The 15,581-nt window shown below is 59.4% G+C and carries 18 protein-coding genes; 8 read left to right on the top strand and 10 right to left on the bottom strand.

Going from position 1 to position 15,581, the window contains the following annotated elements:
• Nucleotides 1–31: 31 nt before the first annotated feature.
• Both RHM62_RS06975 and RHM62_RS06970 read right to left on the bottom strand, forming a co-directional pair.
• Nucleotides 32–640: a cytochrome b/b6 domain-containing protein gene (locus RHM62_RS06975; protein ID WP_416172295.1), complete on the bottom strand. Its 609-nt coding sequence runs from the start codon at nucleotides 638–640 to the stop codon at nucleotides 32–34.
• Between the two features lie 11 nt (nucleotides 641–651).
• Nucleotides 652–1,446 (bottom strand): DUF1223 domain-containing protein, encoded by a 795-nt coding sequence (locus RHM62_RS06970; protein ID WP_322124804.1) that lies wholly within the window; start codon nucleotides 1,444–1,446, stop codon nucleotides 652–654.
• A gap of 125 nt (nucleotides 1,447–1,571) precedes the next feature.
• Here RHM62_RS06970 and RHM62_RS06965 point away from each other — a divergent pair, with 125 nt between their 5' ends.
• The 4 genes from RHM62_RS06965 to RHM62_RS06950 are packed head-to-tail and all read left to right on the top strand — an operon-like array spanning nucleotide 1,572 to nucleotide 4,354.
• Entirely contained in the window at nucleotides 1,572–2,144 is a 573-nt protein-coding gene (locus RHM62_RS06965; RefSeq protein ID WP_322124803.1) for a sigma-70 family RNA polymerase sigma factor, read from the top strand.
• Nucleotides 2,141–2,782, top strand: coding sequence for a DUF1109 domain-containing protein (locus RHM62_RS06960; RefSeq protein WP_322124802.1), 642 nt, complete (start codon nucleotides 2,141–2,143; stop codon nucleotides 2,780–2,782). Before RHM62_RS06965 ends, RHM62_RS06960 begins: the two co-directional genes overlap by 4 nt.
• A gap of 44 nt (nucleotides 2,783–2,826) precedes the next feature.
• A complete protein-coding gene (locus tag RHM62_RS06955) occupies nucleotides 2,827–3,123 on the top strand; it encodes a hypothetical protein (protein ID WP_322124801.1) in 297 nt (98 codons plus the stop codon).
• Nucleotides 3,110–4,354, top strand: a complete 1,245-nt coding sequence (locus RHM62_RS06950) for an ATP-binding protein (RefSeq protein ID WP_322124800.1) — start codon at nucleotides 3,110–3,112, stop codon at nucleotides 4,352–4,354. The genes RHM62_RS06955 and RHM62_RS06950 overlap by 14 nt, the downstream gene beginning before the upstream one ends.
• Here the strand turns inward: RHM62_RS06950 and RHM62_RS06945 are convergent.
• Nucleotides 4,333–5,349 (bottom strand): sulfate ABC transporter substrate-binding protein, encoded by a 1,017-nt coding sequence (locus RHM62_RS06945; protein WP_322124799.1) that lies wholly within the window; start codon nucleotides 5,347–5,349, stop codon nucleotides 4,333–4,335. The two genes, RHM62_RS06950 and RHM62_RS06945, sit on opposite strands and share 22 nt — an antisense overlap.
• 137 nt (nucleotides 5,350–5,486) lie before the next feature.
• Between RHM62_RS06945 and RHM62_RS06940 the strand changes: the two genes are divergently transcribed.
• Nucleotides 5,487–6,251 carry a sulfite exporter TauE/SafE family protein gene (locus RHM62_RS06940; RefSeq protein ID WP_322124798.1) on the top strand — a complete coding sequence of 255 codons (765 nt, stop codon included), beginning with the start codon at nucleotides 5,487–5,489 and terminating at the stop codon, nucleotides 6,249–6,251.
• On the opposite strand, the gene RHM62_RS06935 is transcribed toward RHM62_RS06940, so the two are convergent.
• Nucleotides 6,248–7,501, bottom strand: a complete 1,254-nt coding sequence (locus tag RHM62_RS06935; RefSeq protein WP_322124797.1) for an MFS transporter — start codon at nucleotides 7,499–7,501, stop codon at nucleotides 6,248–6,250. The two genes, RHM62_RS06940 and RHM62_RS06935, sit on opposite strands and share 4 nt — an antisense overlap.
• 155 nt (nucleotides 7,502–7,656) lie before the next feature.
• Between RHM62_RS06935 and RHM62_RS06930 the strand changes: the two genes are divergently transcribed.
• Nucleotides 7,657–8,688, top strand: coding sequence for a sulfate ABC transporter substrate-binding protein (locus RHM62_RS06930; RefSeq protein ID WP_322124796.1), 1,032 nt, complete (start codon nucleotides 7,657–7,659; stop codon nucleotides 8,686–8,688).
• 152 nt (nucleotides 8,689–8,840) lie between these two features.
• Here RHM62_RS06930 and RHM62_RS06925 read toward each other — a convergent pair whose 3' ends face one another.
• Complete coding sequence (locus RHM62_RS06925; protein WP_322124795.1) at nucleotides 8,841–9,248, bottom strand: diacylglycerol kinase; 408 nt, start codon at nucleotides 9,246–9,248, stop codon at nucleotides 8,841–8,843.
• Between the two features lie 251 nt (nucleotides 9,249–9,499).
• Between RHM62_RS06925 and RHM62_RS06920 the strand changes: the two genes are divergently transcribed.
• Nucleotides 9,500–10,285, top strand: a complete 786-nt coding sequence (locus RHM62_RS06920) for an IclR family transcriptional regulator (protein WP_322124794.1) — start codon at nucleotides 9,500–9,502, stop codon at nucleotides 10,283–10,285.
• Nucleotides 10,286–10,394: 109 nt separating this feature from the next.
• Here RHM62_RS06920 and pbpG read toward each other — a convergent pair whose 3' ends face one another.
• From pbpG to RHM62_RS06895, 5 genes are all read right to left on the bottom strand, one after another.
• Nucleotides 10,395–11,453 carry a D-alanyl-D-alanine endopeptidase gene (pbpG, locus tag RHM62_RS06915; RefSeq protein ID WP_322124793.1) on the bottom strand — a complete coding sequence of 353 codons (1,059 nt, stop codon included), beginning with the start codon at nucleotides 11,451–11,453 and terminating at the stop codon, nucleotides 10,395–10,397.
• Nucleotides 11,454–11,631: 178 nt separating this feature from the next.
• Complete coding sequence (locus tag RHM62_RS06910) at nucleotides 11,632–12,330, bottom strand: nitroreductase (RefSeq protein ID WP_322124792.1); 699 nt, start codon at nucleotides 12,328–12,330, stop codon at nucleotides 11,632–11,634.
• Nucleotides 12,327–12,782: a thioesterase family protein gene (locus tag RHM62_RS06905; RefSeq protein WP_322124791.1), complete on the bottom strand. Its 456-nt coding sequence runs from the start codon at nucleotides 12,780–12,782 to the stop codon at nucleotides 12,327–12,329. Before RHM62_RS06905 ends, RHM62_RS06910 begins: the two co-directional genes overlap by 4 nt.
• Entirely contained in the window at nucleotides 12,782–13,654 is an 873-nt protein-coding gene (locus tag RHM62_RS06900) for a DMT family transporter (protein WP_322124790.1), read from the bottom strand. Before RHM62_RS06900 ends, RHM62_RS06905 begins: the two co-directional genes overlap by 1 nt.
• Nucleotides 13,655–13,683: 29 nt before the next feature.
• Entirely contained in the window at nucleotides 13,684–14,664 is a 981-nt protein-coding gene (locus tag RHM62_RS06895; RefSeq protein ID WP_322124789.1) for a histone deacetylase, read from the bottom strand.
• A gap of 209 nt (nucleotides 14,665–14,873) precedes the next feature.
• On the opposite strand from RHM62_RS06895, the gene phaP reads away from it, so the two are divergent.
• The gene (phaP, locus tag RHM62_RS06890) at nucleotides 14,874–15,443 is read left to right on the top strand and encodes a TIGR01841 family phasin (RefSeq protein ID WP_322124788.1); all 570 of its coding nucleotides are present in this window, start codon (nucleotides 14,874–14,876) and stop codon (nucleotides 15,441–15,443) included.
• Nucleotides 15,444–15,581: the final 138 nt, after the last annotated feature.

The following is a 15,581-nucleotide window of genomic DNA, read 5'->3' as shown; positions in this document are numbered from 1 at the left end:
TCCTCCTGGAAGTTTTATTAGACGTCGACCATCAACGGCCGCGCAGCATGGCCAGCAGCGTGCGCGGCACCAGAGCGACCATCACCAGATGCAGTGCGATAAAACCGGCCAGCGCTGACATCGCAAAAAAATGTATGCGCCGCGCTGCTTCGTAACCGCCGAGCAGCTCGCGCAGCATCGAAAACTGCACCGACTTCCACAGCACCAGCCCGGACAACACGATCAGGACGATGTCGAGGATCACGAACAGATACGCCGCACGTTGTACCGCGTTGTAGTGGCGCGGATCGGCGTGGGCCAGTTTGCCTTTCAGTGCGGCACCCAGATCACGCAGGAACTGGCGCGGCGAGAGCGGAAAGAACTGGCGGCGCAAGCGACCCGAGAACAGGTTGATCGCCAGATAAGCGATACCGTTGACAGCCAGCAGCCACATCGCCGCGAAATGCCATTGCAGCGCGCCGCCCAGCCAGCCACCCAGCGTCAACGCGGCCGGAATCGTGAAGTCGAAAAATGGTGATGCGTTATAAATACGCAAGCCGCTGGCGATCATCAGCACGACCGCAACGGCATTGATCCAGTGCGTGGCACGCAGCCAGAATGGGTGAATGATGGCGGGCTTGGCGCCCTGGTGGGTACGCATGACGGCCCCCATCACAGTCCCCGCGCCGGCTGACACTGCGCCGTACTAAGGGCCTGCAGCACCCCATCCTGATTCTGGACAAAGGCAACGGCTTGCAGGTTTTCACGGTGCCAGTCTGCCGGCAGCGCGATCTGCTGTTGCAATTGCGCGCGCCCTTGCTTCAGGGCGATCGGGCCGAACCACTTGCGTACCGTGTTGTCATGGCGGAGCGTCGTACCGCTGTTTTCGCCACGCGTCACTTGCGACACCAATGCACTCTCGCTGACGGCGAGGTACAGCGCGCCGCTCAGTTGCGGATCGGCCGCAACAACGTCCGCCTCCAGTGCCACGCCATCGCTGCCGTTCGGTGCCGACGTCAAGGTGATTGTCACTGGTGCGGCGCGGGCATTGACACGGCGCACCGTGGCCGGAAGATCGTTGCGCCAACTGCGCAGCTCATCGCCATTGACAAAAAACTGCGGGGTGTAGACGATACGGCTTGCCCGGCCGGTCAGGAGCGCGCTCTGGCGGGCATCGAATTGTGGCTGCGCAAAGACGTCTTTCCAGCCGATCCGGTCCCAGTAACTGACATGCAGTGCGAGCGGCACCACCACCGCACCGGCATCCAGCACTTGCTTCAATTGGCGCAGTTGCAGGTCAGCCGGAGGACAGCTGGAACAACCTTCGCTGGTGTAGAGTTCGACCAGCGCGGCGGTCGCCGCACCGCTTTTTACCTTGCAGACATTGCCGGCATAGGCAGGCAATGTAAGGCAACAGGCACAAGCTACGACAGTGAGGCGAATCGATTGCAGAGTGATGAGAGTCATGGTGCTTCCCGATCCAGTGGTGGTGTGCAAGGTAGTTCGTCATCACGACGACTTTGGTTACAGTGCGAAAAAATTAATTTGTGGCGCACCTGTTTATTTTCCGGACGATGTAACTTAAGGCGCAGATGGAACGAATACAGCAGAGTGAAGTGATGCGAACCACCGAGTCACGCCTGCATGATCTGCTGCAACGGGGCATGGCCGGCGATACCGTGGCTTACCGCAGTTTTTTGCAATCGACCTCCGTGCATCTGCGCGCCTTTCTGCGCCGTCGCCTGAGCCGCTGGCCTGACGAAGTCGAAGATCTGGTGCAGGAATCGCTGCTGGCAATCCACAACCAGCGCCTGACCTATGACGCAAACGTGCCGCTGACATCGTGGATGGTGGCGATTACGAAATACAAGCTGATTGACTGGTTACGGCGGCACGCGCGACGCGAACTGCGTAACGAGCCGCTGGACGACGAACATGAACTTTTTTCCAGTGCCGACGAAAACGCCAGCGAAGCGCGGCGCGATCTGGCGACCTTGTTGGCGCAGTTGCCGGCGCAACAGCAAGCGGCGATCCGTTACACCAAGATTGATGGCTGGTCGGTCCGTGAAACCGCCGCTGCGATGGACATATCGGAAGCCTCGGTGAAGGTGGCCGTGCACCGGGGCTTGAAGACATTGGCAGCAACCTTACGAGAGGAATCATGAAAACCGACGAGTTGATCAACATGCTGGCGACCGGGCCGGACGTAAGCGCACAAGCGCTACCGGCATGGCGCAACACGCTGCTAATGGCGAGTGCCGTACTGGTCAGCATGTCACTGATGATGATATTGCTCGGCGTGCGCAAAGACTTGATCGAAGTGGCCACGCAGCCCGCATTCCTGCTGAAAGTCGCCTTTGTCGCCGCCCTGGCATGGACTGGAAAAATCGCGGTTGCGCGCCTGTCCTTACCCGGCGCGCGCACAGCGATGCTGCCGGCGTTAATCGCGCTGCCGCTCGTGATCATGTTTGTGGCGGCGGGCCTTGTTCTGATGGATGCCGCGCCAGGCCAGCGCGCACAGCTTTTCTGGGGTTCGACATGGCGCATCTGCGCCTTCCTGATCGCAGGTCTTTCATTGCCGATTTTTGCAGCGCTATTGATGGCGATGCGCGATCTGGCACCGACCCGCTTGCGTCTGGCTGGCGCGGCCGCCGGATTCACTGCCGGTGCCACGGCGGCGACCATTTATTGTCTGCATTGCCCTGAAATCGAAGCGCCGTTCGTGGCGTTCTGGTACCTGCTTGGCATGCTGATTCCGGCCGCCATCGGTGCGCTGATCGGGCCCCGTATTTTGCGTTGGTAAGCCCGTCAACAAGCAGTCTGCGGCAATCACGACAAGGAGTTCTCATGGTGCAGGCAATCGGCGGGACCGCGACAAATGTGACGTACTCCAATTCTGCCAGAGCAGCCGGTCTCGAGTATCAACTGTCGCGCTACCAAAAACAATTGTCGGAATGCGTGAATTGCGCCTCCGCAAAAACGCCGCAGGGTAAAGCCGATATCGAGGCGATCAGCGGCAAGATCAGCAGCCTTCGGCTTCGCATCGACGAGGTCGCCTCCGGCAGTGCTGCACGACAGCCTGCGTCGGCAAACGCCGCGGCCGCGCCTGCGGGCGTTAGCGGAAAGATCGATGTCTTTGCCTGAAACGCCGCGAATTCATATTTTTACCTTGTTATTATTGCTTCAGGAAAAGCTCTCGCACACGTCGGCCGTCGTGCTGCTGGGACCACGCCAGGTCGGCAAGACCACGCTGGCGCGCACCGTCGCCGATGGCTGGCCCGGTGGCGCGGTGTATCTGGACCTGGAACGCCCGGCTGACCGGCTGCGGCTGGAAGATGCCGACAGCTATCTGCGCGCGCAGCAAGGCAAGCTGGTCATCCTCGATGAAATCCACCGCGCGCCCGGCGTCTTTGAAGTCCTGCGCGGCATCATCGATGACAACCGCCGCGCCGGCCAGCGCAACGGCCAGTTCCTGCTGCTGGGTTCGACCTCGCTGGACCTGATGCGCCAATCCAGCGAAACGCTGGCCGGACGCATCGCCTATATGGAAATCGGCCCGATCGACACCGGCGAAGCCAGCGGCGCAGGCATCGCCGACGCCACGCTGTGGCTGCGCGGCGGGTTCCCCGACAGCCTGCTGGCGACTGACGACAGGCGCAGCCTGGATTGGCGACGCGACTTCATCCGCAGCTATCTGGAGCGCGACGTGCCGATGTTTGCCCCGCGCCTGCCGGCCGAAACTATTGGCCGGCTCTGGACCATGCTGGCGCATCAGCAAGGCAGCGTGCTGACGCAGACGCGCCTGGCCAGCGCCCTGGACGTGGCCAATCCAACCGTGAATCGCTACATCGATTTGCTGGTCGACCTGCAACTGCTGCGTCGACTGCGTCCATGGAGCGGCAACGTCGGCAAGCGCCTGGTCAAGACTCCGAAAGTGTACGTGCGCGACAGCGGCATCGTGCATGCGCTGCTGTCACTGGAAACCACGGATGACGTGCTCGGCCATCCGGTCTGTGGTGCCAGTTTTGAAGGGCATTGCATCGACAACCTGATCGCCGCCGCGGGCCCGCACCGGATGCCGTATTACTACCGCACCCAGGCCGGTGCCGAACTGGATTTACTGTTCGAACAAGGGGGCCGGATCGAGATGGCCATCGAGGTCAAACGCTCGTCCTCGCCGAGTCCGGCAAAAGGCTTTGCCATTGCCTGCGATGACCTTGGCATCACGCAGCGTTTCGTGGTTTATCCGGGCACCGAGCGCTTTGCGTTGCGGCATGGTGCCGACGCAATCGGCTTGCAGGAACTAACCGGATTATTACGCGCTTGCGGCTTCGTCGGGACGCTCGCATGCACTCATTTGCGGGCAGGCAGGTAGATTTGATCGAACACGCCGCCATCGGCGAAGTGGGTTTTCTGTGCCTTGGTCCAGCCACCGGCGACTTCCTCGATGGTCAGTAATTGCACTTTCGGAAATTGCGCGGCGTATTTTTTAACGGCGGCGGCCGAGGTCGGGCGGTAATAATTTTTGGCCGCGATCTCTTGTCCTTCGTCCGAATACAGATACTGGACATAGGCTTCGGCAAGCTTGCGGGTGCCACGCTTGTCGACCACTTTATCGACCACGGCCACCGGTGGTTCGGCCAGGATGCTTAGCGGCGGCGCGACGATCTCGACCTTGTCCGGACCGAGTTCCTTGATGGCCAGCAGCGCTTCGTTTTCCCACGCGATCAGCACGTCACCGATGCCGCGCTCGACGAAGGTCGTGGTTGCGCCGCGGGAGCCGGAATCGAGCACCGGTACGTTCTTGTAAAGCTTGCCGAGGAACTCACGGGCCGTCGCTTCATTGCCGCCCGGTTGCTTGAGCGCATAGCCCCATGCGGCCAGATGGTTCCAGCGTGCGCCGCCGGAGGTTTTCGGATTCGGTGTGATGACGGCGATACCCGGCTTGATCAGATCACTCCAGTCGGTGATGCCTTTCGGGTTGCCCTTGCGGACCAGAAAAACAATCGTCGACGTGTACGGCGCACTGTTGTGCGGCAAGCGCTTTTGCCAGCCCGGTGCGATCAGTCCACGTTCGGCAATCGCATCGATGTCATAGGCCAGTGCCAGCGTGACGACATCGGCTTCGAGACCATCAATGACCGCACGGGCCTGCTTGCCCGAACCGCCATGCGATTGCTTGAAGCGGATCGTGTCGCCGCCCCTGGACGCCCACTGCCTGGCAAAGGCCTGGTTGACATCCTGGTACAGCTCGCGGGTCGGATCGTACGATACGTTGAGCAGCGACAGCCCGGCGGCACTGGCGACGTGCACGGCGGGGATCAGCACGGCGGCTACGAGCAGCGACTTGAGCAAAGGGGTGAATGACATCGGCGTTTCCCGGGGCGGGTAGTTTCTGAGGCCTCCACAATATGCGCCGTACCGGCAGAACCGAACGAATGCTTTCGCGGTTCGATATGCAGATTTCAGATATGCTCCGCGTTCCGCCAAGTTACCAACTAGCAATCATGCAGATCATCCAGGACCCGTTGTTCTACGCCGCCGCCATTCCGGCCGTGCTGATCACCAGTATTTCAAAAGGCGGCTTTGCCGGCGGCCTCGGCATCGTGGCGGTACCGTTGATGGCGCTGGCGATCTCGCCGACGCAGGCCGCCAGCATCATGCTGCCGATCCTGTGCGTGATGGATCTGACCGGCTTCGTGACCTGGCGCAAGCGCGCCGATCCCGCCTTGCTCAAGCTGCTGCTGCCGGGTGCGCTGGTCGGCATCCTGATCGGCGCGCTGATGTTTCATCAATTGAACGATGCGATGGTGACGGCGATGGTCGGCGTGATGGCGCTGGTGTTCGCGCTCAATTACTGGCTAAAAGGTAAAGTGCGCGTGCCGGTGCATTTGCCGGACAAGGCCAGTGCCGGGCTATGGTCTTTTCTGTCGGGCTTCACGAGTTTTGTCTCGCATGCAGGCGGTCCGCCGATGGCGATTTATTTGCTGCCAAAGCATCTCGATAAGGCGGTCTATGTCGGCACCGTGACCATCCTGTTCACGACCATCAATTACGCCAAGATCGTGCCGTATGCGCTGCTCGGCCAACTCAGCCTGGACAACCTCGCCACGGCGGCAGTGCTGTCGCCACTGGCACCGATCGGCGTCAAGCTCGGTGCGTGGATGCATGACCGTATCGATGCGAACGTGTTTTACCGGATCTCGTATGGATTCCTGCTGCTGACCGGGTTGAAGCTGAGCTGGGATGGGCTGCGGCATCTGCTTGGCTAGGTTTTTTCAGCATCCTTGCTCGCATGCGGAAACCGATCCATCTTCGACAGCACCGGAAAACCCAGTGACCAAGCCGCCGTCACCGCCAGTGTCGCCACCCCGCCGATCAAGATCGCCGGCACCAGTCCGAACCAGCCTGCGGTGATGCCGGATTCAAATTCGCCGAGCTCGTTCGAGGCACCGATGAAGACTGAATTGACTGCGCTGACGCGGCCACGGATCGCATCCGGTGTTTCGAACTGCACCAGCAAGTGCCGGATGTACACGCTAACCATGTCGCCGACCCCCATCAGCACCAGTGCGATCATTGCCACAACAATGCTACCGGTCAGGCCGAGCACCACGGTGCCGGCACCGAACAGCGCGACGCCGCCAAACATCCACACGCCGACCCGGCGTGTGATCGGCCGGAAGGTCAGCGCGATCGAAGTAACCGCTGCACCGATGGCGGGTGCCGTACGCAGCAGGCCGAGGCCGGTCGGACCGACATGCAGGATATCGCTGGCAATCGCCGGCAGCAGCGCGGTGGCACCACCGAACAGTACCGCAAACAGGTCCAGCGAAATCGCGCCGAGCACGACCGGACGCGACCAGACGAAGCGCAAGCCTCCCATCACGCTGTGCCAGGTGGCCGGTTCCTTGTGAGTCACTTGCGGCGTGCTGCTGGTCATCAGCATCAGCACCGCAGACAACGTCAGCAGGCCGGCGACAATCAGATAAACCGTCTTTGGTCCGGCCAGATACAGCACGCCGCCCAGCACCGGACCGGCGATGACGGCGACGTGGAAGGTCGATGAACTCAGCGCGACAGCTTTGCCGAAGCTGTCGGCCGGTACCATGTTGATCAGGATGGCCTGGCTGGCCGGCATGATGAAGGCGCGCGCGCTGCCGAACAGCACCAGCACCGCAAAGATCGGCCAGACGATTTGCAGGTTCAGACAGGTGAATGCCAGCAGGCCGAGGCCGCACGCCAGTTGCGCAACGATGCAGCCGGTGATGATCCTGCGCCGGTCGTAGCGATCAGCCACGTGGCCGGCGTACAGGATCAGCAGCAGGAACGGCGCGAACTGCGCAAGCCCGATCAGGCCGAGGTCGAAAACATCGCCGGTCATGGCGTAGACCTGCCAGCCTATTGCCACGCTTTGCATTTGCACGGCCAGCGTCGACAGCAATCGCGCTGCCAGGTAGAAACGAAAATTGCGGTAACGCAGTACGCCGTAGCGGTTGCCTGAGTCCGGATCAGATGCCATCGATTGCCTTACCTGAAAGAATCGCGCCATCTTACCGAAGTGATGCCCGGAAAAAATTCCCTTACCGTAAATTCCCTAAGCTTATGACGAATGGATTGTTGGCTTTCGCGGCCGCAGTTTGCACAATCATCAGTCCATTTTCCCGAGGCACGCTTATGTCCACTCTATTTTTCGAACGCCCTGCCCTGTTGCGCCGCGTTGGCCAGTTCCTGATTCTGGTGGCAGCGACATTTCCGTTTGCCCGCACCGCCAGCGCCGCTGACACAGTCCTGCTCAACGTCTCGTATGACGTGACCCGCGAACTGTTCAAGGACATCAACCCGGCCTTCATTGCCGACTGGAAAAAAAACACCGGCGAAACCCTCACCATCAACCAGTCGCACGGTGGTTCCAGCAAGCAGGCGCGCTCGGTCGCCGATGGCCTTGAAGCATCGGTCGTGACGATGAACCAGGCCAACGACATCGACTTGCTGGCCGATCGCGGTTTGCTGGCGGCGGACTGGGCAAAGAAATTCCCGAACGGTGCCGCGCCGTTCTATTCGACGATGGTGTACCTGGTACGCAAGGGCAATCCGAAGCAGATCAAGGGCTGGGATGATCTGGCCAAGCCAGGCATCAAGGTCATCGTGCCGAATCCGAAAACCTCGGGCAATGGCCGCTACACGTATCTGGCGGCATGGGGTTCGGTTCTGAAAAAAGGCGGCACCGAAGCGCAGGCGCGTGAACTGGTGACGAAGCTGTTCAAGAACGTCCCGATCCTCGACACCGGCGGGCGCGCGGCGACCACGACCTTCACCCAGCGTGCCATCGGCGATGTACTCGTGACGTTCGAAAATGAAGTGCAACTGGTGCGCAAAGAATTTGGCGACGACTTCGACGTGGTCTATCCGGACGTATCGATCCTGGCCGAATCGCCGGTAGCCGTGGTCGATAAAGTCGTCGACAAACGCGGCATCCGCAAGCAGGCTACGGCTTACCTGCAATTCCTGTATTCACCGCAAGGCCAGGAAATCGCCGCCCGGCACTACCTGCGTCCGCGCCTTGATGCAGTAACAAAAAAATACCAGGCCAGCTTCAAACCGATCGCGCTGTTCTCGGTTGATGAGCTGTTTGGTGGCTGGAAGCAGGCGCAGAAAAAACACTTCGATGATGGCGGCGAATTTGACAGGATTTACGTGAGTAAGTGATCAATGGGTGGGGTCGCAAGAACACCTGCAGACCAGTGACCCTCAGGCCTGAGTTTGTCGAAGGCACACTGTCCTGCGCGCCTTCGACAAACTCTCTATGGCAGACCCCAGACAAACGGAAACGAGACCGCGTCACATCGACTAAAAATCAATCAGCCCCAAAGCCCCCGCAGCAGCGGCAAGACGATCACCCCCCACGTCGCCGCCGCAAGCGAAAAAGTCAAAAATACCGCAGCACTGCCAAAGTCCTTGGCATTTTTCGACAGTGGATTGCGTTCCAGCGACACCCGGTCGACTACTGCCTCAATTGCCGAATTGAGTAGCTCCACCACCAGCACCAGCACGAACACGCCGATCAGCATCAGTTGCTGCAAGGCCGGCACAGGCAGCGCCAGTGCGATGATGGTCGCCACCACCATCACCACCAGCTCCTGGCGAAACGCATGCTCGCCCTTCCACGCCGCCTTGAATCCTTCCATCGAATAAAAAAACGCACCGGCGATGCGCTTGAGACCACTCTTGCTTTTGAACTGGCTGATCGGTTGATTGTCGTCGCTCATGCTGGCCCTGGCTGGATTGCGTTATCAAACAAATCGTCGAAATAAATGGGGGACAAGCGGTCGCAAAAATCGTCTCGGATACGCTTGTCGCCGGCGGATTTTAACAGCGCATCAGCGTCGTGATCGCTTTATCGACGCCCCATATGACAGGTCATCGCGCTGACATAAAACACCGGCAGCCAGTCAGGGATGCAAGGAACCTTTTCGCATTGTGGTATAACCCTTTGCATTCCATTCGCCACGAAAACGTCATGACCACGACAGCGCATTCAGAGACAGACAAAACGTCCATTCAAGTTATCGAACGCCTGACCTCGCTGCTTGATGCGCTGGCCCGCTATCCGGATCCGGTCAGCCTGAAGCAGCTCTCGGCCGATACCGGCCTGCATCCATCCACCGCCCACCGCATCCTGAACGACCTGGTACTGAAGCGCTTCGTCGAACGGGCGGAGCCGGGGGCCTACCGCCTCGGCATGCGCTTGCTGGAATTGGGCAATGTGGTCAAGAGCCGGCTGAACGTGCGCGAAGCGGCGGTGGATTTCATGCGGGCGCTGCACCGCAAAACCTTCCAGACAGTCAATCTGTCAGTGCGCCAGGGCGATGAAATCGTTTATATCGACCGGGCTTTTTCGGAACGTTCCGGCATGCAGGTGGTACGTGCCATCGGCGGTCGGGCCCCGCTGCACCTGACCTCGACCGGCAAGCTGTTCCTGTCGGTGGATGATCCCAAATCCGTGCGCTCGTACGCAACCCGCACCGGCCTGTCGGGACACAACAAGAATTCGATCACCGAGCTGACGACGCTGGAACGCGAACTCAGCCTGGTGCGGGCGCGCGGCTTTGCGCGCGACAACGAAGAACTCGAACTGGGCGTGCGCTGCATGGCCGCCGGTATCCGCGATGACTCGGGTCGCCTGATCGCCGGACTGTCGATTTCGGCACCAGCCGATCGCTTGCAGGAAGAATGGCTGGAGGACTTGATGCTGACCGTGAACCAGATTTCGGCTGTGCTGGGATATTCCGCGCAAGAGGCGTAAGAACACACGAATGCCGGCTGGCGGGCAAGGCCACCGACGCGATCGCGCACCACAACAAAAAAACGGACCCCGGCCCGTTTTTTTATTGTGGTGCGCGTCAGCTACCGGATCAACTATGCACCAGCGGCAAGTTGCGCGCGGTAGGTGCCGCCAGTGGATTGGTCAGGTTGTCCGGCTTCAGCGCCTCGATCCATTTGCGGATCCGGCCGGCGTCGGCGGTACGTGATTGCTTGCCCTTCGAGTCGAGGAACACCATCACGATAGGACGGCCTTCGATATTCGCCAGCATGACCAGGCAACGACCTGCTTCGTTGATGTAGCCGGTCTTTTGCAAGTCAATATCCCAGGCCGGATTACCGACCAGATGATTGGAATTCGAATATTGCAGTACACCGCTGCCCGGCTTGACCGCGTACTTGGTATCGGTCGAATACTGGCCGATGATCTGGTGCTGGCGCGCTGCAATAACCAGTTTGGCCAAATCCTGCGCACTAGCCACGTTGTGGCTCGACAGGCCGGTTGAATCAACATAGCGGGTATCGAGCATGCCCAGCGACTTGGCCTTGGCATTCATCGCGCCGACAAACGCCGGCAAGCCGCCCGGATAATTCCGGCCCAGTGCCGATGCGGCGCGATTCTCGGAACTCATCAGCGCAATGTGCAGCATGTTCGACCGCGACAGGATGGAGCCGACCCGCAGGCGCGATGACGAATTTTTTTCACGGTCAATGTCCTCGCTGGTGACTTCGATCATTTCGTCCATGTTCTGATTCGACTCGACCACTACCATGCTGGTCATCAGCTTGGTAATCGAGGCGATCGGCAAGGCTACATTGGAATTTTTTTCGAACAGGACTTTCGAATTCGATTGGTCCATCACCAGCGCGACATTCGATTTCAGGTCAAGCGGATCACGGGTCAGGTTCAGACCGGCCAGATCACCCGCACTGACGACGGCCGGCACCACGGCGATCGCTGCGCGACTGCGGCTAACCCGCTTAGGCTTGGCAGCGGCGGTATGCCGGCGCGTTGATTTCTTGACGGTGGATTTTTTGGTGTGTTTTTTTGCGGATGCCGCGCGCTCCGGCTTGTCTGCAGCATTTGCTGCGGTGCCCGTAGACAGAAAAAACGAACACATCAACAAAATTAAAAAGGCAGACTTGGACATCAGGGCTCCCGGGTATGGGCAAAAAGGATCGCCTTGCAGTGTAGCAAAAAGAAGGTCAACTACAAGCGAATTAACGACTTAGCGCGTACTTTTAACTTGAATTCGACCTAAGAATACTAATTTGCCAATACTTTTTACTTTGCGGTACATTATCTAAGCTAACCAGGTTTAAAAAATACTACTCGAAAAGAAAGCGGACAAACCCGGCAACCGGTTCACGTTCGGTAATGAGCGTGTTCTCGATTTTACTGTTGTCGGCATAACCGAGCGACATACCGCAGACCAGCATTTCGTTTTCAGGTAACTGCAGCACATCGGCAATGACCTTGTGATATTGCGTGAAGGCTGCCTGCGGACAGGTATCAAGGCCACGACCGCGCGCGGCGATCATCACATTTTGCAGGAACATGCCGTAGTCCAGCCATGAACCCAACTCCAGACTGCGATCGATCGTAAACATCAGCCCGACCGGCGCATCAAAGAACGCGTAATTGCGGCCGTGCTGCGCATGCATGCCCGCCTTATTGTCGCGCGTCAGAGCCAGCAATGCATAAAGATCCCAACCCACTTTACGACGGCGATCAATGAATGGCGAATTCCATTTCAGCGGGTAGTAGTTGTATTCCTGGACGTACTTGGTCGCGCCGTCAGGATCGTTGTGCGCCGCGAGTACCGCCGCCGACAAACGCTGCTTGATGGCACCGGTAAGTACATAGACTTTCCATGGCTGGGTATTGGTGCCGGAGGGCGCACGGGCCGCGACCTCCAGCAACTGTTCGATGTCTCCGGCGCTGACCGGGTCCGGCAGGAACGCCCTGATCGAGTGGCGGGAAACAATGGCGTCATCAACATGCTGCTGCTGCGGTGTCTGGATCATGGCGGGCTCGCGGAAAGGGAAGGAAGCTGTAAGGAGTGAAGCAGGGTCCGCATCGCTGCAGGAATGGGGGTGGCAACACGGCTGGCACGCTCCACGCAGACATGCACCATGTGCCCCTGGGCGGCTGCGCGATCATCGTCGTTGCAGAAAATAGCGACCTCGTAGCGGATGCTGGAATTGCCCAGCGTCGCCACGCGCAGCGCGGCAGTGATCCGGTCCGGGAATGCCACCGGTGCGAAGTACGTGCATGCCGATTCGATCACCAGTGCGATGACCGGGCTATGGACAATATCGAGCGCGCCGCCGGAGATCAGCAGCTCGTTGACGATGGTGTCGAACCAGTTGTAATAGACCACGTTGTTGACGTGACCGTAGGCATCGTTATCGAGCCAGCGTGTCGTGATCGGATGGAAGTGCGCGTAGTCGACGCGCCGGTGTGCTGTAGGCCGCATTATTTCTTCACCACGAAAACCACGCCCGCCACGGCCAGCAACATGCCGACCAGCCCGATCCAGCTGAACTGCTCGCCAAACGCCAGCCATGCCATCAATGCGGTCGTCGGCGGTGTCAGGTACAGCAAGCTCGTCACGCTGGTCGCTGCGCTTTTGCGGATCAGCGAAAACAGCAGGAAGATCGCACCGATCGACAGCGCCAGGATAGACCACAGCAATGCACCGATGAAGTTCGGGGTCCACTGCACCGCATCAAGCGCCGGCGAAAAACCTTCGAACAGGATTGCGAATGGCAGCACCACGGCGGCCGACGCCGCGAACTGGATGATCGTGCCGGTGCGCAAATCGAAGTGGGCGCAATAGCGCTTCTGGTAGAGCGTGCCTGCGGTAATCGACAGCAGCGCCATCAGGCACAGCAAAATGCTCCCGGTCGACAAGCCGATCAGGCTGATCTTGTTGGCCACCACCAGCGCCACGCCGCACAGGCCCAGTGCCAGCCCGATCCACTGCTTGCCGCGTACCGATTCACCGATCAGCGGCGCGGCAAATGCGGTCAGCACCGGCTGCATGCCGACGATCAATGCCGACAGGCCGGCCGGCATGCCCAGCTTGATCGCACACCAGACGCCGGCCAGATAGCCGGCCTGCACCAAGACGCCGGCCAGCGCGACATGGCCGACGCGCCCGGTCGGCCATGGTGCGCGCAGGATCAGCACCAGCGGCAACAACACCAGCAGCACGCCGGCAAACCGCAGCAGCAAAAAAGTCAACGGTGGCGCGTACGGCAGCCCGAACTTGGCAACGATAAAACCAGTGCTCCAGAGCAGCACGAACAGCCACGGCATTGCCGCCAGATAAGGTGACGGGTGCATTGCCGCCATCGCAGGAGTAGCCGTTCTGTTCATTGTGTCGGGGTCGCCAGCATGGCAGGTGGCATCGTCCAGTGCGCCGCGTATTGCGCAGCAATGGCGATGGTTTGTAAATGGACCCGAATGGTATCCTCAATGTCCCTACCATAACCACCGGCCATTGAAATGGCGACTGGAATGCGCCGCTGCCGGGCTGCTTCAAGCACCATCCGGTCGCGCTGTGCCAGGCCCTCGAACGTCAGCTTCATGCGGCCGAGCCGATCGCCCTCGTGCGGGTCGGCACCCGCCAGAAAAATAATCAGTTGCGGATCAAAGCACGCAAACAGAGTTGTCAGCGCGTTAGCCAGCGCCTCCAGATAGGCAGCATCGCCGACATCGTCCGGCAAGCCGACATCGAGATCACTGACCGCTTTCTCGAACGGATAGTTGCGTTCACCATGCAGCGACAGCGTGAACACCGAGTCGTCCCGCGCGAGGATCTCGGCCGTCCCATTGCCCTGGTGCACATCAAGGTCGACGATAGCGACCCGTCTGACGCGCCGTTCCGCCTGCATCAACCGCGCAGCAATGGCCGCATCATTGAAGACGCAAAATCCTTCGCCGTGCGACGCATGCGCATGATGCGTGCCACCCGCCAGGTTGACCGCGACGCCATCCTCGAACGCGGCGCGACAGGCAGCGATGGTGGCACCGGAGGCCCGCCGTGAACGCTCGACCATGCCGGGAGACCAGGGAAAACCAATACGTTTCTGCTCTTTGTCTGATAGCTCGCCGGCGCTCACCTGCCGGATGTAATCCGGATGATGCGCCAGTGCCAGTACGCCATTACCGATATCAGGTGCTTCGGCAAAGCTAATGCCCGGCGCGACGCTGGCGGCGCGCTCGCGCAGCAGGCGGTACTTCTGCATCGGAAAACGATGCCCGGCAGGCAGAGGCAGAACGAAGTGATCGCTGTAAAAAGCTTTCAAGGCGGGGATGTCCAAAAAAATGTGGTCCGAGTTTAGCATCGGCATGGCAACACCGGAACGAACCAACTTGCGATCAACCAGGTTTGTTGACTATAAAATGGTTTTGTCAATGAACCATTGCCAAAATAGCGCGATCGTGCGGCAAATAATCTGCTTGACACGACATCATCAGCCCTTAGAATATCTCGTGCTGCAGTGCACCAAGAAAGCGCAGGTTAGTCGCGGCAGACCGATCCCACCCACAGGAGAAACACATGTTTTCAACACCAGAACAGTTCTCGGCAAGCACCAAGTCCGCTTTTGAGTCTCAACTTGCCGTCATGACGGCGCTCACCCATAAGGCATTTGAAGGCGTCGAAAAACTGACTGCATTGAATATGAATGCAGCACGCACCTCGATGGAAGAATCCAATACCGCACTCAAGCACATGCTGTCAGCCAAGACCCCGCAAGAGTTTTTTGCGCTCGGCTCGGCACAGTCGCAGCCTGGCACCGAAAAGGCTGTTGCCTATGCACGCAGCGTTGCCGGCATTGCTGCCGAAGTGCAAGCTGAATTCACCAAGGTCACTGAAACTCAAATCAGCGAAATGAACCAGAAAGTGGTCACGCTGATCGACGATGCGACCAAGGGCGCACCCGCAGGTTCCGAATCAGTCATCGCCATGTTCAAATCCGCGCTGGGCAATGCCAACGCCGGTTACGAGCAACTCTCGCGCACCACGAAGCAAGCAGTCGCCACGATCGAAGGCAACGTCAATACTGCCGTCACCCAGATGTCGGAAGCCGTCGAAAAAAACACCCCCCGCGCTGCCGCAAAAAAGTAAGTCCACTGCTATCACAAGCCACGCAGCCACGCTGCATCGCAAAAAATGCCCCGCAATGTGTCGGGGCATTTTTATTTCCGGGAGAGCGCGATCCGATCAGTTTTGAATGACCGGAACAAATATTCCAGGCCCCGCCTG

The sequence above is a fragment of the Actimicrobium sp. CCC2.4 genome, from assembly GCF_034347385.1.
Taxonomy (GTDB): Bacteria; Pseudomonadota; Gammaproteobacteria; order Burkholderiales; family Burkholderiaceae_D; genus Actimicrobium.
Note: the sequence above shows the minus strand (reverse complement) of the source record. Positions and strands in the feature narration are given on the sequence as shown.